Below are 18274 nucleotides of genomic sequence, written 5' to 3' on the forward strand. Positions count from 1 at the left end.
TACCCCGGCGCCCTCGGCACCCCGTGCCGTCCGCGCCCGCTCGCTGAAGGAAGTGACAGCCTCATGTCCGCACCAGCGCCGTCCCCGCTGGCCATCGTCGACGCCGCGCCCCTGCCCCGGCAGGACGAGGTGCTCACCGATGCGGCCCTCGCCTTCGTGGCCGAGCTGCACCGGCTGTTCACGCCCCGGCGTGACGAGCTCCTCGCCCGCCGCACCGAGCGCCGCGCCGAGATCGCCCGCACCTCCACCCTCGACTTCCGCCCCGAGACCGCCGCGATCCGCGCGGACGACTCCTGGAAGGTCGCCCCCGCTCCGGCCGCGCTGAACGACCGCCGCGTCGAGATCACCGGCCCCACCGACCGCAAGATGACGATCAACGCCCTGAACTCGGGCGCCCGGGTCTGGCTCGCCGACTTCGAGGACGCCTCGGCGCCGACCTGGGAGAACGTCATCGGGGGTCAGCTGAACCTGACCGCCGCCTACAACCGCTCCATCGACTTCACCGACGAGCGCACCGGCAAGTCGTACGCCCTCAAGGACGCCGACCAGCTCGCGACCGTCGTGATGCGCCCGCGCGGCTGGCACCTCGACGAGCGCCACCTGGTGGACGAGGCCGGCAAGCCGGTCCCGGGTGCCCTGGTCGACTTCGGCCTCTACTTCTTCCACAACGCCAAGCGCCTCATCGAGCTCGGCAAGGGCCCGTACTTCTACCTCCCGAAGACGGAGTCGTACCTGGAGGCCCGCCTCTGGAACGAGATCTTCGTCTTCGCGCAGGACTACGTCGGCATCCCGCAGGGCACCGTCCGCGCCACCGTCCTCATCGAGACGATCACGGCCGCGTACGAGATGGAGGAGATCCTCTACGAGCTCCGCGACCACGCCTCCGGCCTGAACGCCGGCCGCTGGGACTACCTCTTCTCCATCGTCAAGAACTTCCGTGACGGCGGCCAGAAGTTCGTCCTGCCGGACCGCAACCTGGTGACGATGACCGCCCCGTTCATGCGGGCGTACACGGAACTCCTCGTCCGCACCTGCCACAAGCGCGGCGCGCACGCCATCGGCGGCATGGCGGCCTTCATCCCGTCCCGCAAGGACGCCGAGGTCAACAAGGTCGCCTTCGAGAAGGTCAAGAACGACAAGGACCGCGAGGCCGGCGACGGCTTCGACGGCTCGTGGGTCGCGCACCCCGACCTGGTCCCGATCGCGATGGAGTCCTTCGACAAGGTCCTCGGCGAGAAGCCGAACCAGAAGGAGCGGCTGCGCGAGGACGTGTCCGTCGCCGCCGGTGACCTGATCGCCATCGACTCGCTCGACGCGAAGCCCACCTACGACGGTCTCGTCAACGCCGTCCAGGTCGGCATCCGGTACATCGAGGCGTGGCTGCGGGGCCTGGGCGCCGTCGCCATCTTCAACCTCATGGAGGACGCGGCCACCGCCGAGATCTCGCGCTCGCAGATCTGGCAGTGGATCAACGCGGGCGTCGTGTTCGAGAACGGCGAGACCGCCACGGCCGAGCTGGCCCGCAAGGTCGCCGCCGAGGAGCTGGCGAACATCCGCGCCGAGATCGGCGAGGAGGCCTTCGCGGCCGGCAAGTGGCAGCAGGCCCACGACCTGCTGCTCCAGGTCTCCCTGGACGCCGACTACGCGGACTTCCTGACGCTGCCCGCCTACGAGCAGCTCGGCTGACGTTCCCGTACTCCCGTACGGCCGTGAGAAGGCCCCCGGCACCGCACAGCGCCGGGGGCTTTCGCGTGTCTTCCGGGCTGCCTGTCCGGCTGCCTACTCGGCGGGCTTGTCGGAGTGGCCGAGGCTGCGGCCCGGCGCGACGCGGTCGCGGACCAGCCGCTTGACGGCGGTCGGCTCCGGGAAGCCCTGCTCCTTGCGGTCCCAGACGACCTCGTCGTCGACGCGGACGACGAAGACCCCGCCGGTGCCGGGCTTGAGCGACAGCTCCAGCAGGTCCGTCTCGAAGGTGGTCAGCAGCTCCTGCGCGAGCCAGGCCGCGCGCGGCAGCCAGCGGCACTGCGTGCAGTACTCGATCTGGACCCTGTGGCTCACCGGGGATGTCACTGGAGATGCACCGACCAATCCTGTTCCGCCGCCGGCTTGCCGTGCAGGTCCGGGACCCGCTTGAGCCAGGCCGGGCGGCCCTTCTGGGTGGCGGCGGCGCGCCGGGCGTCGGCGGCCGCCAGTTCGTCGCGGGAGGGGAAGTCCGTGGGCAGCCAGGACGCGGAGGACCGGGCCCGGGCCAGGAGATACGTCACGTACGCGTCCCGGACGTCGTCCGGTGCGGCGAACCCGGGCTCGTCCGTCAGCCACGCGTCCGGGACGAGCGCGACGACCTCGCGCAGCAGCTCCTCGGTCACCTTCGGCGCCAGTTCGGCGTCGGCCGCGCGCGTGTCCGGGCCGTAGCCGCCGAGGGCGTGGTGCCGGAAGTCGTACGCCTTGTCGGGCACGGCCGCGTCCCAGCGGTGGTGGAAGACGAGCGCCGCGCCGTGGTCGATGAGCCAGAGCCGCGGCGGGGCCGTGCCGAAGGTGGGCCACACCATGAGGTTCGAACTGTGCACCGTGCGGTCGACGTTGACGGTGAGCGCGTCGAGCCAGACGATCCGGCCGGCCTCCAGCGGGTCGACGGGGAACACCGCGGCGACGTCCGGCGTGAAGTCGGCCGCGCCCGGCAGGAAGTCCATCCCGAGGTTCAGCCCCGCGCTCGCCCGCAGCAGGTCCTGGACCTCCTGGTGCGGCTCGTCGGCGGCGACGGCCGGGTCGAAGTGGGCGAGCACCAGCTCCGGGAACCGCAGCCCGAGCCGGCGCGCCAGCTCCCCGACGACGATCTCGGCGACGAGCGCCTTGACGCCCTGCGCGGAACCCGTGAACTTCAGGACGTACGTGCCCAGGTCGTCGGCCTCCACGACACCGGGGACGGAGCCTCCGGTGTGCAGGGGGTTCAGATAGCGGGTGGCAGTCACTTCGCGCAGCACATCCGCAACTCTAGATCAGCGGCCCCGGGCGCGACCGTGATGGACCTGGAGGGCGCACTGGTCCGGGCGACGGCCGGGAGCGTCCACCGCGCGCCGTCCGACGTGCGCGCGCTGCCCGTCGCCCGCGAGGTCCACCGGGTTGCGGGACCGGGCCGCTGGGTGACGGCGTACTCGGGGGCCGTGGACAGGGCGGGGACCCACCCGAAGTTCCGTACTTTGTGCGGGCACTGAGACTCCATCAGTACCGGGGCCCGTTTTGGCATCGCCGCGCCCGGCTTCATAGGATCCGCCGATGATCACAAGACAACGGCTGGCGGCGGGCGCGTGCGCCCTGTTCGCCGCCCTGACCCTCGGCGCTCTCGTGCCCGCCGGCACCGCGGTGGCCGCCGACGAGCCCGCCGGGGACAAGCCCGCCCCCAAGGTCGAACTCATCCTGGACGTCAGCGGTTCCATGCGCGCCCGCGACATCGACGGCGACTCCCGGATGGCCGCGGCGAAGCAGGCGTTCAACGAGGTGCTCGACGCGACGCCCGAGGAGGTCGAGCTCGGTATACGGACGCTCGGCGCCAACTACCCGGGCGAGGACCGCAAGACGGGCTGCAAGGACACCGCGCAGCTCTACCCGGTCGGCCCGCTGGACCGCACCGAGGCGAAGACCGCCGTCGCGACGCTGCGCCCCACCGGCTGGACACCGATCGGCCCGGCCCTGCTGAAGGCGGCCGACGACCTGGACCAGGGCGCCGCCGGCACCCGCCGCATCGTCCTCATCAGCGACGGCGAGGACACCTGCCAGCCGCTGGACCCGTGCGAGGTGGCCCGCGAGATCGCCGCGAAGGGCATCGGCCTCACCATCGACACGCTCGGCCTGGTGGCCGACGCCAAGACCCGCGCGCAGCTCTCCTGCATCGCCGACGCCACCGGGGGGACGTACACCTCGGTCCGTCACAAGGACGAACTGACGGACAGGGTCGGCCAGTTGGTCGACCGGGCGGCCGATCCGGTCGTGACCCCCGTCGCCGTCGACGGCGCCGCGCAGTGCGCCGACGCACCGCAGCTGAAGTCCGGCCTGTACACGGACCGCGAGAAGTTCGGCGAGCACCGCTACTACCGCGTGGACCTGGAGCCCGGCAAGGAACTGCGGGCCTCGGTGAGCATCGCGGCCGACCGTGCCGTGAACCGGGACTACGGCGTACTGCTGCGGGCCGTCACCACCCACGGCCGGGAGATCGTGCGCGGCCAGGAGTCCGGCGACGGGCGCACCGACGTGGTCTCGACCGGGCTGCGCTACCCGAAGGCCGAGCAGGACGACGACGAGGCGCAGCCCGAGACCGTCTGCCTCCAGGTCTCGAACTCCTACTCCGCGCCCGCCTCGGTGAAGACGACCCCGGGTCTGCCGGTCGAGCTGACCGTCGACGTGGTGGACGGACCCGACGAGGCGTCCGACGTGGCCGCGTTCGGCCTGGGCCACGGCTGGTGGCTGCTGGCCGCGCTGGTCGTGGTCGGTTTCTTCGCGGGTGTGGTGTGGGGCTGGATCTCGCGCTGGCGTGTCACCGTCTGGAGGACCAACTGATGCGGTGCACAAGACTTTTGACGGGCACTCTGCTGGGGCTCACGGCGCTGCTGGCGCTGGGCGGTCCGGCCGCCGCCGACGACGAGAAGAAGGCGCCGACCGAGGCCGGTACGTCCTTCCGTACGGCGACGCCGTTCGAGCAGGGCCAGAAGGCGACGGCGAGCGCGTCCACCGGTGACTACCTGTACTGGTCGTTCCCGGCGGACACGGGGCAGCGCCCGACCGTGAAGGCGAGCGTCGAGCTTCCCGAGACGCAGGCCCGGCACGGCGCGCAGACCTGGCGGATCGACGTGTACGACGGGCTGCGGCGCCGCCAGTCGTGCAGGTACGGGACGCAGGCGCGCGCGGCGGCCGCGGACGCGGCACGTGTCGATCTGGCGTGCACGCTGCGGACGGTGCGGGCGTGGTCCGAGCCGTGGGCGAACGACCCGCTGCGCGGCACGTACTACGTCCGGCTCACGGTGACCGGGCTCGACGACGCCGATCTGGGCCTGCCCGTGTCGGCGTCGGTCGAGGCGACGTCCAAGGACATCGGCGGCTCGGCGGCGGTGGACGGAACGCTGTCCGCTCCGCTGACGGCGGGGCCGTCGGCCGAGGCGACGGAGACGACGGCGGACGACCACGACTGGGCCTCCGGCTGGTGGACCAGTCGCTGGCTCTGGACCGGCGCGGGTGCGGTGCTCGCGGCTCTCGCCGGTATCGGCGGCTACGCCCTGACGCGCGGCTCGGGCCGCCCGTCACGGGTCCCGCCCACGGTCTGACGCTGCCAGGGTGCGACTCGGCGGGGTCGCACCCACCGGCAGACGCGAGCGGGTGCGCCTCCAGGGGCGCGAGGAACTGCGCGACCAGCCACGACGGTGCCGCGCCCGCGAACGCCTCGCACGCCCCGGCGGCGCGAGGGCCAGGGGGTTCCGCCCCGGACCCAGCTCCTCAAGCGCCGGCGGGGCGTGAGCTGCGCAGTGCCTTCGCGAGCGCACCCTCACCCGCGACATCGGCCCTGCCCTGACGCACCGCCTCCACCAGCCCCACAACCCCCCGAGCCACCTCTCCCCCCACCTCCGCATCGAGCGCGATCCGCACATCCGGCTCGCCTTCGGCGTACGCCCCCTCCCCGTACACCGGATCACCCCCCACCCGCACGTGGAACTCCCCCTCGTCCAGGCGGACTTCGACAACGCCCGGCTCCCCCAGCTCCGCCAGCTGCCGGAGGAACGGGAGCGCCAGCCAGTGCGCCCGCACCGCATCGGTCGGCCGGCGCTCGGCAAGACCGGGGGCACCCCACTCCCCCAGCGCCTGCAGCACGGGCAGCAACTCCCGCCCCCGCGCCGTCAGTTCGTACACGTACGCCGAGGCGGGCGCGGCGAGTCTGCGCCGCACCGCGAGGCCGTCGCGCTCCATGTCCTTCAGGCGTGTGGCCAGCATGTCCGTACTGACACCCGGCAGATCGGCATGCAGATCGGTGTAGCGGCGCGGACCCGCGAGAAGTTCCCGCACGATCAGGAGCGTCCAGCGGTCCCCGACGACGTCGAGGGCGCGGGCGGCTGCGCAGTACTGGTCGTAGCTTCGGCGTGGCATGACGCGCAGTCTATGCAACTTGTTGGACTTTCCAAGCGTCCACTTGGTAAAACCAAGTATCAAGAGTCACCCGGTACGCACAGACACCTGGTCCGCCTGGAGGGCACGCGCATGGAGTTCCGGCAGTCGAGCAAGCTGAGCGAGGTCTGCTACGAGATCCGCGGCCCGGTGATCGAGCACGCGAACGCGCTCGAGGAGGCAGGCCACAGCGTGCTGCGCCTGAACACCGGAAACCCGGCGCTGTTCGGCTTCGAGGCGCCGGAGGAGATCGTCCAGGACATGATCCGGATGCTTCCCCAGGCGCACGGCTACACCGACTCGCGCGGCATCCTGTCCGCCCGCCGGGCCGTCGCCCAGCGCTATCAGGCGCTCGGCCTGGAGGTGGGCGTCGACGACGTGTTCCTCGGCAACGGCGTCTCCGAGCTGGTCTCCATGGCCGTACAGGCCCTCCTGGAGGACGGGGACGAAGTCCTCGTCCCCGCGCCGGACTTCCCGCTGTGGACGGCCGTCACGACGCTCTCCGGCGGCCGGGCCGTGCACTATCTGTGCGACGAGCAGGCCGACTGGTACCCGGACCTGGACGACATGGCGGCCAAGATCACCGACCGCACCAAGGCCGTCGTCATCATCAACCCGAACAACCCTACGGGCGCCGTCTACCCGAAGGAGATCGTCGAGGGCATCCTCGGCCTCGCCCGCCGGCACGGCCTGATGGTGTTCGCCGACGAGATCTACGACCAGATCCTGTACGACGGCGCGGTGCACCACAGCGCCGCCGCCCTCGCCCCCGACCTGGTCGTCCTGACCTTCTCCGGGCTGTCGAAGACGTACCGCGTGGCCGGGTTCCGCTCGGGCTGGATGGTGGTCACCGGCCCGCAGCAGCACGCGAAGAACTACCTGGAGGGCCTGACGATGCTCGCCTCCATGCGGCTGTGCCCGAACGCGCCCGCCCAGTACGCCATCCAGGCCGCGCTCGGCGGCCGCCAGTCGATCCAGGAACTCACCGCTCCTGGCGGCCGGTTGCACGAGCAGCGCGACAAGGCGTGGGAGAAGCTCAACGAGATCCCCGGCGTCAGCTGCGTCAAGCCGAAGGGCGCCCTGTACGCCTTCCCGCGCATCGACCCCAAGGTCCACCCCATCGTCGACGACGAGAAGTTCGTCCTCGATCTGCTGCTGCGCGAGAAGATCCAGGTCGTGCAGGGCACCGGCTTCAACTGGCCGCGTCCGGACCACTTCCGCATCCTCACGCTCCCCTACGCTGACGATCTCGACGCCGCGATCAGCCGGATCGGCCGCTTCTTGAACGGATACCGTCAGTGACCTGCACGACCTGCGCCCGCCCCAGCCTCACCCAGTTCGCCTCGCCCGAACTGGTCGGCGCGATCGTGTCGGGCGGGTTCGACCGGGCGCAGGACCCGGCGTGGCGGGAGTCGGGCGCGGCGACGGTGGAGGACTACGCGCGCTGGTGCGGGCATCTGTGCGGGGTGACGTGTCTGCGGATGGCGCTCGGCGCCGGCGCCCCCTCCCTCTTCGCACTGCGCGACGGGGCGGTGAAGTTCGGCGCGTACACGGTGGACGCCGACGGTGAGATCCACGGCATGGTCTACCGGCCCGCCGTGGAGTACCTGCGGGAGGCGCACGGCGTCGAGGCCGAGGTGCACCGCGAGCTGACACCGGACGGGATCGGGGCGCTGCTCGACGCGGGGCGTCTCGTCATCGCCTCCGTCCACTACGCGATCCGCCGCCCGCACGAGCCCGCGCCGGGCCGCGGCGGCCATCTGGTCCTGATCACGGCCCGCACGCCGGACGGGGCGGGCTTCCACTTCCACAACCCGTCGGGCACGGACCGGGCGACGCGGACGGCCGACCTGCCGGTGGCGCGGTTCGGGGACTACTTCGCGGGTCGGGGCATGTCACTGGTCGCCCCTCGCGCGGACGCGCAGGTGGGCCCGGAGGCGTAGCCGGCCCCCTGGGCCCGATGGATGCCACTCGTCGCGCACACCCGTGCCCTTGAGGACCCTGGTCAGTGTCACGGTCCCGCGTCCTGCCTATGGACCACCGCCCGTCGCGCTGGGTGGAGAAGGTGCAGCAGGCGGTGAAGTTCGCCCGGGAGGAGACGAACGGGTCGGGGGTCGTCGGCCAGCGCGTGGGCGACCCGGTGTTCGGCCACCTCCTCGTCCTTGGGCTGGTAGGTGCGCGCGATGCCGGCCAGCAACGCGGTCTTCTGCAATCCGTGGTGAGCTGCCGTCAGGTCCTGGTGAGCCTTGGCCTTCACGCCCTTCTCGACAGCGATGATCTGATTGAGTCTCGTGGACACGCCCATGACAGCAGCCAGCACGGGCGCTCGGAATCGACCTGTTTTTCCTGCCTGTTGAGGAGTACGGAACGTTGGACGCGGCTCTGATAGCGGTGCTCGGCACCCTGCTCGGCTCGGTGGTCACCCACTACTTCCAGGGCCGTGCGACGGTGCGCGGCGCGGAGCTGGCCCGGGCGGAGCAGCTGCGCCAGGAACGCATCGCGAGCTACAGCGGGTTCGCGAGTGCCCTCTTCGACTATCGGCGCGGCCAGAACGACCGCTGGTTCCGGGCCCAGGAACGCCCCGGTGCACCCGAGGCGGAGGCCGCGCGCTTCGCCTCGTACGAGGCCCGGATCGCGGCCCGTCAGGCGCTGGCCCGCGTCCAGCTGGTGTGCGACGTGCCGCGAGTGCGCCAACTCGCCGAGATCGCCTTTGAGTTGGCGAACTGCCTGCACGAGGCCACGGACGAGCAGGACCGCGACCGGCGCTCGCAGCGCTGCAAGGACGCGCTGAGCGCGTTCGTGGAGGCCGCGGCGCCGAGCGTGCAGTAGGCGCGGGGCTCAGGACATCAGGCGGACGAACGCCAGCCACTCCGCGGGCTGCGGGGTGCGGTGGTCCATCTGGGGGCGGAAACCGTGCGGCCGGCGGTGGTTGCGGCGGGGCGGGAAGAGGCGGCGCCGCGGGGTACGGACCGAGGTCATGGTGGGGTCTCCTGTTCAGAAGGCGGGGAAGGCCGCGCCGGAAGGGTGGAAGGGTTCGCGCGCGCCGCGGAAGGCGAGTGCGGCGGCGGCCAGCGCGCCGGGGCGCAGCTCCTCGGCCCGGCCCGCGGCCGCCAGCGCGGTCAAGGTGGGGCCGCCGAGGTAGGCCGCGCCGAGGGTGGCGCTGTCCAGCCGCAGGTCGGCGCGGTCGCGGGTGCGGGTGCAGTCGGCCGCGTCGGCGCCGTCGGCCGTCAGCCGGTACCGGCCCGCGTTCCAGGGGCAGAAGGTGTCCTCGACCTCCAGGACCACGTCCAGCGGGGCGGCGTAGCGGCGGGCCGTGAGCGCGCGGTCGATGTCGACGAGGCGGACCCACAGGTTGTCGACCACCGTGGTGCGGGCGGCCCGCGGGTCGAGCAGCAGGTGCGGCAGCGGTTCGTCGACCGCCACGTCGCAGGTGAGCTGGTCGTGGGCGTCGAGATGGACGAAGTAGCGCCACAGGGCCGTGTACGACCGGCGGGTGGTGGCGGCGAGTTCGACGATCTGCACGGTGCTCCCCCTGGAGCGGTAGAGGGCGTAGCCGGTGGCCTCTCCTGCGGGTTCGGTGTGCAGCAGGCAGCGGAGCTCGGTCGCGCCGTCGCGGAAGGGCTCGGCGTCGTGCAGCCGGGCGTCCCAGTACTTCTCGGTGCGGTCGACCCAGCCGGCGGTCTGCCGTCGGGCCGTCTCGTGGACCTTCTCCAGGAACGGCCTGGCCTCGTCGCGGCCGAGCAGCCGGAGCGTGCCGTCGCCGTGGTCGGCATCGGGGCGCAGGGCCATGTCCCGCAGGTCGCCGCGGAGTCGGGCACAGTGGGAGGCTACGGCGTAGCCGAAGCGGCCGTAGATGGTGGCCTCGGCGGCGTTGAGCGCGGCGACCGGTTCGCCGCCCGACTCGTGCAGGCCGGTGAGTTGCCTGCGCATCATCGCGGAGAGGATGCCGCGCCGCCGGTGGGTGGGCAGAACCGCGACGAGCGTGATGCCCGCGACGGGGGTGACACCGCCGGGGACCGTCATGGTCCGGCCGTAGACCGACACGCCGCCGACGATGTCCGGGCCGTCGTACGCGGCGAGGGTGCGCGCCGGGTCGATCACCGAGCGAGCGTTGCGCAGGGCGCCCTCGCGCCAGTCCTGGCCGTAGGTGGTGGTGATCATGCGCGCCCAGGCGTCGAACTCATGGGCCTCGATGGTGCGCAGTGGATGGGGATCAGCGAGGTGGGAAGCGGTCATGGGTCGAGCTTCGCCGGGTAAACACCCGCGCCGCATCGGGCGACCTCGGTATTTATATGCTGCCGTCATGGTGGCGGATCGCGTGGTCAGTCCGGTGTTCGTCGGCCGCGGCGACGCGCTGGCGGCGCTGGCGCAGTCATGGCACTCGGCGCGGGCGCTCGGTCCGGGAGTGGCCATGGTCGCCGGTGAGGCCGGGATCGGGAAGTCGCGGCTGCTCGCCGAGTTCGCCGCGTCGCTCACGGCTCCGGCGCGGATGGTGACGGGCGCCTGTGCGGAGTTCGGCGGCGAGGGGCTCGCGTACACCCCGTTCGTGGCGGTGCTGCGCCGGCTGATCCGGGACGGGGCGGCACGGTCCGGGCGGTATCGCGAACTGGCGCGCTGGTTCCCGGAGTTGGGTGAGGCCGGCGAGGCGGACACCGGCAGGCACCGGCTCTACGAGGAGATCCTGGCCCTGGTCGAGCGGGCGGCCGCCGACCGGCCCGTCGTCCTCGCGGTCGAGGACCTGCACTGGGCGGACACCGCCTCCCGTGAGCTGTTCGCCTTCCTGGCCCGCAACATGACCCGGCCCGGCGTCCTGCTGCTCGCCACCTACCGGCCGGGGCAGGGGGACGCCGCGCAGCTCGGGCCGCTGCTGTCCGAACTCGCCCGCAACCCGCGCGCCACCACGCTGCGGCTGCCCCGGCTGACCGCGCAGGACGTCGGCCGCCAGCTCGCGGCGATCCTCGGCACGGAGCCGGATGCGGCCGCCGTGGAGCAGGTGCACCGGCGCAGCGACGGCAACCCGCTGTTCGTGGAGGCCCTCGCGCACGGTGGCGCGCAGACCCCGGACAGCCTGCGCGACCTGCTCCTGCAGGGGCCGCGCGGCCTGCCCCCGGCCGCCCGCGGCCTGCTGAACCTGGCGTCGGCGGGCGGCGACCGCGTCGCGCACCGGCTGCTGGAGGACCTGGCCGACGAGAGCGGCGCGGCACTCGACGCGGTGCTGCGGATCCTGGTCGACCAGGGCCTGCTGGTGACGTCCGGCGACGGATACGCGTTCCGGCACGCGCTCATCCGGCAGGCGGTGTACGAGGATCTGCTGCCCGGCGAGCGCGCCCGGCTGCACGCCCGCTACGCCGAGGCGCTGGGCTCCGACGACGCCCGTGCCGCGGAGCTGGCCGCGCACGCGTACGCCGCGGGCGATCACACGCGGGCGCTGACCGTCGCGTACCGGGCGGCGGGCCAGGCCCGCCGCTCCTACGCCTACGAGGAGCAGGGCCGCATGCTCGAGCGGGTCCTCGAACTGTGGGACCGCGTACCGGAACCGCAGGGCCGGCTCGGCACCGATCTGGTCGGTGTCCTGACCGAGGCGGCCGAGTCCTGCATGCTCGGCGGCGCCTACCGGCGCGGCGTCGAGCACGCCACGGCCGGGCTCGCGGCCGTGGACGAGTCGGCCGCCCCCGAGCGCGCCGCCCTGCTGCTGGAGCACCGCGGCCGGCTCCGGCACCGCCTGGACGGCAGCGGTCTGGACGACTGGGAACACGCACTGCGGCTGCTGCCCGAGGGCCGGGCGCAGGTCCGGCGGGGGCGGGTGCTCGGGGTACTGGCCATGGGTCTGCTGCCGGCCTCGGACGCGGCGCGGGAGCCCTTCGACGAGGCGCTGCGCATCGGGCGGCTGACCGGCGACCCGACCGTCACGGTCCGCGGGCTCCTGGGCGTCGGGGCCCGCGACCGCGACCTGGCGGCGCTGGCCGAGGCCCGTACGCTCGCCGAACGCCTGGAGAGCCAGGACCTGCTGCTGACCGTGCCGATGTACGAGGCGACGCTGCACACGGGGAACGGGGAGCACCAGCGCGGTCTCGACGCGGCGATGGACGGCATCCGTCTGGCCCGGCGGTTCGGACTCGGCCGGAGCAGGGGGGCCGATCTGGCCTGTCACGCGGCACGCGGGCTGATCCGGACCGGGCAGTGGGACGACGCCGCCGCGCTGATCGACGAGACCCTCGCCGAGGAGCCTCCGCCGTCGGCACGACAGGATCTGTGCTCGCTCGCCGGCCGGCTGGCGCTGCTGCGCGGCGACGTGCGGGCGGCCGAGGCGCGGGCCGCCGAACCTCATGAGGCGCTGCGGGGCAGCGGCCTGTTCGAACGCCGTGCGTGGCTGTGCCTGCTGGCGCTGGCGCAGGGGGATGTGGAACGTGCCGACCGGCTGCTGGGCGAGGCGCTGGCCGATCCGGGACTCGCCGGGATCCACGCCTTCGACGCCCGCGGCGTCCTGATCGCCGGGGCGCTGGTGCAGCGGGCCCGCGCCGCCCGCGACGGGGAGCCGGCATCGGCGCGGCGAGTGACCGCCCGGCGCGCCGAACTCGCCACGCTCGACGGGGACTTCGCGGAAGACGGGCCGTACGACCGGGCCCTGCGTCATCATCTCCACGCCCTGCTCGACGACGACGGCTGGGACCGGGCGGTGGCCGCGTGGCGGGAGTTGCGACAGCCCTACGAGCTGGCCCAGAGCCTGTTCCACAGCGGCCGGGCCGCCCTGGCCGCGGGAGAGCGGAGCGACGGCGCGGTCCTGCTCGACGAAGCGGCGGAGCTGGCCGCCTCCCTGGGCGCGGCACCCCCCACCGAGCGGATCGCGCCGCCCTCCCCCGCTGCGGACGGTGGTCTGACCGCGCGTGAACTCGACGTGCTCGCTCTCGTCGCGCAGGGGCTGAGCAACCGTCGCATCGCCGAGCGGCTGCACATCTCGCCCAGCACGGCGGGCGTGCATGTCTCCCACATCCTGGCCAAACTCGGCGCCACCACCCGCACCCAGGCGGCGGCCATCGCCTACCGGCAGGGCCTGACGGGCTGACGTCGCCTTCCCCTCGGCCCCCGGCTTTCCCCTCGACGGGCCCCGCGCCCGTGGCAGGGGTTCAGCCGCCGCTCAGCAACGAGTCCAGGGCCGCCACCGGATCCGGGCCCGGCTCGCCCCTGGGCCACCAGTCCTCGCGCCCCGGGTCCGACTCGTAGCCGTACCACAACCCGTCGCGGCCCAGACGCAGTTGGAGGGACGCGGTCGACAGGTGGTTGCGGCGGGGGCGGAACTCCGGGTGGCCCGTGGCGAGGAGGGCGGGGCGGGCGCGGTCGAACGGGCCGGCCGGCGGGTCCCATTCCTCCTCCAGGACGGAGAGCCCGGCGAGCCCGCCCTGGCGCCAGGCCGCGACCGCGCGGGCGAGGTCGCCCGGGGTGCGTCCGGTGCCGCGGGCGAGCGAGGCGTACAGCGCACGGGTGGCGGCGGTGAGGCCCGAGCCGGGGTGGGCGGCGGCCAGCCGGACGGCGTCCTGCCACGGGGTGAGGCCGCGGAGGGGGTCCGTGCCGGTGGTCAGCAGGGCGTGCGCGCGGGCGGCGGCCTCCGTGGCCAGCAGGTCGAGGGCGAGCGGGTCGGGGGCGCCGGGGGCCTGCGGGTAGGACGGCGGGCGCTCGGGGTGCGCGGGGGCGGGGAACTCCGGGGGCAGCTGCGGGAGTTGCGCCGAGCGGGCGAGCGCGTCGCGGGCGGGGACCGAGTCGAGGGACGGCGCCTCGGCCGTGCGCTGCTCCTGGGCCGTGTGCGCGGCGTTGCGCCGGGTGAGGTCGCCCAGGAGCTCCTGCTCGCCGCGGCCGCGCAGCAGGAACAGGACGAACGGGTCCTCGTCGATGATCCGCGCCGTCTGGTAGCAGAGCGCCGCCGCGTGCTTGCAGGGGTGGGCGCGGTCGGGGCAGGTGCACTCGGGGGTCAGGTCGTCGACCGCGGGCAGCAGGTCGACGGCGGCGGCGAGCGCGTGCGGGACGTCCTTGTCGAGCAGGGACGCCATGTGGTCGGGGCGGGCCGCGGCCGTCTCGGCGAAGCGGGTCCACTCCTCGTCCGACAGGGTGCGAAGGCGCAGTTCGGCCCGGTACGGGCGGGGCCGGGAGCCGTGGACGTAGGCGATGACGCGGCCCGGGGTGACGGTGATCGCGTCGACGTGGCCGCGGTCGGCGTAGGCGCGGCCGCGCTGGAGCCGGGCCGGGTCGAGGGCGGTGTCCTCCAGGGCGTCCACCCACGCGTTGCCCCACCAGGTCAGGGCGGAGCCGTCGCCCTGCTGTGCGCGCGGCGGCAGCGGCGGGAACGTGCGGCGGGTGTCCGTGTGCCGGGCCTGCGCCTGCTCGGCGGCGCCGGCCCGGCCGGGGATGTGCGCGGTGTGCCGTCGGGTGCGGGCGGGGCTCATGCCGTCTCCCTCCTCAGCGAGACCAGGTCGGTCAGCTCCCGGTCGGTCAGCTCGGTGAGCGCGGCCTCTCCGGAGCCGAGTACGGCGTCCGCCAACTGGCGCTTCACCGCGAGCAGTTCGGCGATCCTGTCCTCGACGGTCCCCTCGGTGATAAGACGGTGCACCTGGACGGGCTGGGTCTGGCCGATGCGGTAGGCGCGGTCCGTGGCCTGCTCCTCGACCGCCGGGTTCCACCAGCGGTCGAAGTGCACGACGTGGCCCGCGCGCGTGAGGTTGAGGCCGGTGCCGGCGGCCTTGAGGGAGAGCAGGAACACGGGGACCTCGCCGGACTGGAAGCGGTCCACCATGCGCTCGCGCTCGGCGACCGGCGTGCCGCCGTGCAGCAGCTGGCTGGGGATGCCGCGGGTCGTCAGGTGCGTGGCGAGGAGCCTGGCCATCGACACGTACTGGGTGAAGACGAGGACCGATCCGTCCTCGGCGACGATCGTGTCCAACAGCTCGTCCAGCAGCGCGAGTTTGCCCGAGCGGCCCGCGAGGCGGGCGCGGCCGCCGTCGGCCTCGCCCTCCTTCAGGTACTGCGCCGGGTGGTTGCAGATCTGCTTGAGGGAGGTGAGCAGCTTCATGATGAGGCCGCGGCGGCCGATGCCCTCGGCGGCCTCGATGTTCGCCATGGACTCGCGCACCACGGCCTCGTACAGCGATGCCTGTTCCCTGGTGAGGGGCGCCGGGTGGTCGGACTCGGTCTTGGGCGGCAGCTCGGGCACGATGCCGGGGTCGGACTTCTTGCGGCGCAGGATGAAGGGGCGCACGAGTCGGGACAGGCGCTCGATGGCCTCCGGGTTCACGCCGCCTTGTCCCTGGAGGGGGACCTCGCCCTCGACCACGCGGGCGTGCCGGGCGCGGAACGCCTTCAGGGGGCCGAGCAGGCCCGGCGTCGTCCAGTCGAGCAGGGCCCACAGCTCGGACAGGTTGTTCTCGACGGGGGTGCCGGTGAGCGCCACGCGCGCGGGGGCGTCGATCGTGCGCAGGGCCTTCGCCGTGGCCGAGTTCGGGTTCTTGACGTGCTGGGCCTCGTCGGCGACGACCATGCCCCAGGTGTGACCGGCAAGTTCGGCGGCGCGGGTGCGCAGGGTGCCGTACGTGGTGAGGACGAATCCGCCGTCGAGTCCGTCCAGGGTGCGGTCGGCGCCGTGGAAGCGGCGTACGGGGACGCCGGGGGCGAACCTGCCGATCTCCCGCTGCCAGTTGCCGAGCAGGGAGGCGGGGCAGACGACGAGCGTGGGCGCGCTGCGGTCGCGTCGCAGGTGCAGCGCGATGAGGGTGACCGTCTTGCCGAGGCCCATGTCGTCGGCGAGGCAGCCGCCGAGGCCGAGCGAGGTCATGAGGTCGAGCCAGGCCAGGCCGCGCAGTTGGTAGTCGCGCAGGGTCGCGTGGAGGCCCGCGGGCTGCTCGACGCCGTCGATGCCGCGCGTGAGACGGTCGCGCAGTTCGGCGAGCCGACCGGTGGGCACGGCGGCGACCCGCTCCCCGTCGACCTCGGCCTCGCCGGTGAGCGCGACGGCCAGCGCGTCGACGGGCTGGAGCAGGCCCAGCTCCCGCTTGCGCGCCTTACGGACCAGGTCGGGATCGACGACGACCCACTGGTCGCGCAGCCGGACCACGGCCCGGTGCGATTCGGCCAGGGTGTCCATCTCGCTCTCGGTGAGCGGGTCCCCGTCGAGCGCCACCTGCCAGTTGAACGTGAGCAGTTCGTCGCTGTCGAAGAACGTCGTGCCGTCGGTGGCCGAGCCGGGCGCGGTCTGCGCCCGCACCACGGCCGTCGCGGTGAGGGACCTGGCCAGTTCGCGCGGCCAGTGGAGTGTGACCCCGGCCTTGGCGAGGCGGGCCGCGCCGGGCCCGAGCAGATCGATCAGCTCGCTCTCGGCGAGCGCGAGGACGTCCGGCACGTCCTGTTCCAGGAGCCGGCCGAGCGGCGGCCAGGCGGCGACCGCGCGGCGCACGGCGAGCACCGCGTCGATGCGGGCGCGCGGCCCGAAGTGCTCGTCGCCCGCTCCCGCCCACAGGTGCGCGGCGTCCACCACGCGCGTGGGGTCGGCGAGGCTGTGCACCTGGACGACGGCGGCCCCGGCGCGGCGCGCCCCCGGGTCGTCGGGCGACTCGCTCTCCTCCGCCGCGTCGAACAGCAGGTGGTGCGAGAGGTCGAGCCGCAGGGAGATGCGCACTCCCGCGTCGAGCCCGGCGGCCGCCTCGACGGCCCAGGGCCGCGCCTGCGGGATGTGCTGGGCCGCGGCCGCGGCGAACGGGGCGCCCGCCGCGTGCGCCGCGGCCGGGGTGCGCGGCAGCGCGTCGGCGACCGCGTCGAGGAAGGCGCGGACCAGCGCTTCCGGCTCGGGCAGCCGGACGGGCCTGCGGCCCGGCACCGGTGTCGCGTACCCCTCCGGCGGCAGGGCGGCGGCGATGCCCTGGAGCTGCGCGACGTCGTCCGCGTCGAGCGGGCCCACGCGCCACGCGTCGTGGTCGGACACGGTGAGCCCGGGCAGCAGGCGGCCGCGCGCCACGAGGTGCAGGGCGTGCGCGGCGGCGGCGCCCCAGGCGGCCGCGGCGGGGTGCGCGCCCCGGGTACGGCGGGCCCGCACGAGCAGCGGCAGCGCGTCGACGACCGGGAGCACGAGTGCGGGCACCCTGCGGCTGCGTACGCCCGGCCCGTGCGGGCGCACGACCGTGATCTCCTCGGCGGCGCCGGGGAGGCCGGACCCGTCCGGCGACCAGAAGGCGACCTTCCCCTCGCGCGGCAGTGCGGCGGGCAGGAAGACGGCGGCGGCGTCGAGAGCGACGCCGGGCTGCTCCGGCACGAGCACGCCACCTCCCCTCTGGGCTCACCTGTCTCACGGTTCGTCGGACCTCTAGACCTTACGGGCCGGGTCCGACAATCCCGACCGACCCGGTCGCGGCACCGTCGGCGCGGCCCGGGGGGCGGGTACGGGCCACGCGGCCGGACCCGGCGACCACGTGTACGGTTCGAGCGGTAATGTCCGTAGCCCGTACCGACCCCTGACCGAACAGGCGTGAACCGTGGGTGATCTGCTTCTCGTCCGGCACGGTGAGACCGAGTGGGCGCTGACCGGTCAGCACACCGGCCTCACCGACCTTCCGCTCACCGAGAACGGCCGCGAGGAGGCGCGCAGGGTCGCGCCCCTCGTCGGCAGCTATCACATCGGCGCCGTCTTCGTGAGTCCCTTGCAGCGGGCCCGCGAGACCGCCGAGCTCGCCGGTCTGCACCGTGTCACCGTCGATGCGGACCTGCGGGAGTGGGACTACGGCGCCTATGAGGGCGTGACCACGCGGGAGATCCAGCGCACCCGTCCCGACTGGTACCTGTTCGACGACGGGGTGCCGCCCGGCCCGCCCGAGCATCCGGGCGAGACGCCGGACGAGGTGGGCGCGCGTGCCGACCGGATGCTCTCCAAGGTCGACGCGGCGCTCTCCAACAACGAGGGCAGCGTCGTCCTGGTCTCGCACGGTCACTTCCTGCGGGTCCTGACCGCGCGGCGGCTGGGTCTGCCGCCGTCGGGCGGCGCGCACTTCCTGCTGGCGACCGGCACGGTGAGCCGGCTGAGCACGGAGCACGGCAGGCCCGTGGTCTCCGGCTGGAACCTGCGGCCGCCGGCCGACTGAACCGCCGGCCGGGCGCCGTT

General features: G+C 73.7%; 17 protein-coding genes. 9 read left to right on the forward strand and 8 right to left on the reverse strand.

Translation table 11 applies throughout. The features are described from left to right. The first annotated feature begins 63 nt into the window (after nucleotides 1-63). Entirely contained in the window at nucleotides 64-1686 is a 1623-nt protein-coding gene (aceB, locus tag ACQUQD_RS08775) for a malate synthase A (protein WP_428951465.1), read from the forward strand. Nucleotides 1687-1779: 93 nt separating this feature from the next. Here the strand turns inward: aceB and ACQUQD_RS08780 are convergent, their stop codons facing one another. Both ACQUQD_RS08780 and ACQUQD_RS08785 read right to left on the reverse strand, forming a co-directional pair. Next, nucleotides 1780-2058, reverse strand: a complete 279-nt coding sequence (locus ACQUQD_RS08780) for a SelT/SelW/SelH family protein (RefSeq protein WP_428951466.1) — start codon at nucleotides 2056-2058, stop codon at nucleotides 1780-1782. A gap of 8 nt (nucleotides 2059-2066) precedes the next feature. After that, nucleotides 2067-2981, reverse strand: a complete 915-nt coding sequence (locus ACQUQD_RS08785) for a HipA family kinase (RefSeq protein WP_428951467.1) — start codon at nucleotides 2979-2981, stop codon at nucleotides 2067-2069. A gap of 36 nt (nucleotides 2982-3017) precedes the next feature. On the opposite strand from ACQUQD_RS08785, the gene ACQUQD_RS08790 reads away from it, so the two are divergent. The 3 genes from ACQUQD_RS08790 (at nucleotide 3018) to ACQUQD_RS08800 (ending at nucleotide 5312) form a co-directional block, all read left to right on the forward strand. Beyond that, entirely contained in the window at nucleotides 3018-3212 is a 195-nt protein-coding gene (locus ACQUQD_RS08790) for a hypothetical protein (protein WP_428951468.1), read from the forward strand. A 61-nt stretch (nucleotides 3213-3273) separates the two neighbouring features. Further along, a complete protein-coding gene (locus ACQUQD_RS08795; protein ID WP_428951469.1) occupies nucleotides 3274-4551 on the forward strand; it encodes a VWA domain-containing protein in 1278 nt (425 codons plus the stop codon). After that, nucleotides 4551-5312: a hypothetical protein gene (locus ACQUQD_RS08800; RefSeq protein WP_428951470.1), complete on the forward strand. Its 762-nt coding sequence runs from the start codon at nucleotides 4551-4553 to the stop codon at nucleotides 5310-5312. The genes ACQUQD_RS08795 and ACQUQD_RS08800 overlap by 1 nt, the downstream gene beginning before the upstream one ends. 169 nt (nucleotides 5313-5481) lie before the next feature. Here the strand turns inward: ACQUQD_RS08800 and ACQUQD_RS08805 are convergent, their stop codons facing one another. After that, complete coding sequence (locus ACQUQD_RS08805) at nucleotides 5482-6126, reverse strand: winged helix-turn-helix transcriptional regulator (protein WP_428951471.1); 645 nt, start codon at nucleotides 6124-6126, stop codon at nucleotides 5482-5484. A 111-nt stretch (nucleotides 6127-6237) separates the two neighbouring features. Between ACQUQD_RS08805 and ACQUQD_RS08810 the strand changes: the two genes are divergently transcribed. Both ACQUQD_RS08810 and ACQUQD_RS08815 read left to right on the forward strand, forming a co-directional pair. Then, nucleotides 6238-7446 (forward strand): pyridoxal phosphate-dependent aminotransferase, encoded by a 1209-nt coding sequence (locus ACQUQD_RS08810; RefSeq protein WP_428951472.1) that lies wholly within the window; start codon nucleotides 6238-6240, stop codon nucleotides 7444-7446. Then, complete coding sequence (locus ACQUQD_RS08815) at nucleotides 7443-8087, forward strand: peptidase (protein ID WP_428951473.1); 645 nt, start codon at nucleotides 7443-7445, stop codon at nucleotides 8085-8087. Before ACQUQD_RS08810 ends, ACQUQD_RS08815 begins: the two co-directional genes overlap by 4 nt. A gap of 68 nt (nucleotides 8088-8155) precedes the next feature. On the opposite strand, the gene ACQUQD_RS08820 is transcribed toward ACQUQD_RS08815, so the two are convergent. Further along, complete coding sequence (locus ACQUQD_RS08820; protein ID WP_428957788.1) at nucleotides 8156-8464, reverse strand: hypothetical protein; 309 nt, start codon at nucleotides 8462-8464, stop codon at nucleotides 8156-8158. A 50-nt stretch (nucleotides 8465-8514) separates the two neighbouring features. Between ACQUQD_RS08820 and ACQUQD_RS08825 the strand changes: the two genes are divergently transcribed. Beyond that, complete coding sequence (locus tag ACQUQD_RS08825) at nucleotides 8515-8973, forward strand: hypothetical protein (RefSeq protein WP_428951474.1); 459 nt, start codon at nucleotides 8515-8517, stop codon at nucleotides 8971-8973. A gap of 9 nt (nucleotides 8974-8982) precedes the next feature. On the opposite strand, the gene ACQUQD_RS08830 is transcribed toward ACQUQD_RS08825, so the two are convergent. Both ACQUQD_RS08830 and ACQUQD_RS08835 read right to left on the reverse strand, forming a co-directional pair. Continuing rightward, the gene (locus tag ACQUQD_RS08830; protein WP_428951475.1) at nucleotides 8983-9123 is read right to left on the reverse strand and encodes a hypothetical protein; all 141 of its coding nucleotides are present in this window, start codon (nucleotides 9121-9123) and stop codon (nucleotides 8983-8985) included. Nucleotides 9124-9138: 15 nt separating this feature from the next. Beyond that, complete coding sequence (locus tag ACQUQD_RS08835) at nucleotides 9139-10380, reverse strand: GNAT family N-acetyltransferase (protein ID WP_428951476.1); 1242 nt, start codon at nucleotides 10378-10380, stop codon at nucleotides 9139-9141. A gap of 67 nt (nucleotides 10381-10447) precedes the next feature. Between ACQUQD_RS08835 and ACQUQD_RS08840 the strand changes: the two genes are divergently transcribed. Further along, nucleotides 10448-13207 (forward strand): ATP-binding protein, encoded by a 2760-nt coding sequence (locus ACQUQD_RS08840; RefSeq protein WP_428951477.1) that lies wholly within the window; start codon nucleotides 10448-10450, stop codon nucleotides 13205-13207. A gap of 61 nt (nucleotides 13208-13268) precedes the next feature. Here the strand turns inward: ACQUQD_RS08840 and ACQUQD_RS08845 are convergent, their stop codons facing one another. Both ACQUQD_RS08845 and ACQUQD_RS08850 read right to left on the reverse strand, forming a co-directional pair. Beyond that, complete coding sequence (locus ACQUQD_RS08845; protein ID WP_428951478.1) at nucleotides 13269-14579, reverse strand: SWIM zinc finger family protein; 1311 nt, start codon at nucleotides 14577-14579, stop codon at nucleotides 13269-13271. After that, nucleotides 14576-17437: a DEAD/DEAH box helicase gene (locus tag ACQUQD_RS08850; RefSeq protein WP_428951479.1), complete on the reverse strand. Its 2862-nt coding sequence runs from the start codon at nucleotides 17435-17437 to the stop codon at nucleotides 14576-14578. Before ACQUQD_RS08850 ends, ACQUQD_RS08845 begins: the two co-directional genes overlap by 4 nt. Before the next feature lie 214 nt (nucleotides 17438-17651). Here ACQUQD_RS08850 and ACQUQD_RS08855 point away from each other — a divergent pair, with 214 nt between their 5' ends. Then, nucleotides 17652-18254: a histidine phosphatase family protein gene (locus ACQUQD_RS08855; RefSeq protein WP_428951480.1), complete on the forward strand. Its 603-nt coding sequence runs from the start codon at nucleotides 17652-17654 to the stop codon at nucleotides 18252-18254. Nucleotides 18255-18274: the final 20 nt, after the last annotated feature.

The sequence above is a fragment of the Streptomyces sp. cg35 genome (assembly GCF_050410835.1).
Taxonomy (GTDB): Bacteria; Actinomycetota; Actinomycetes; order Streptomycetales; family Streptomycetaceae; genus Streptomyces.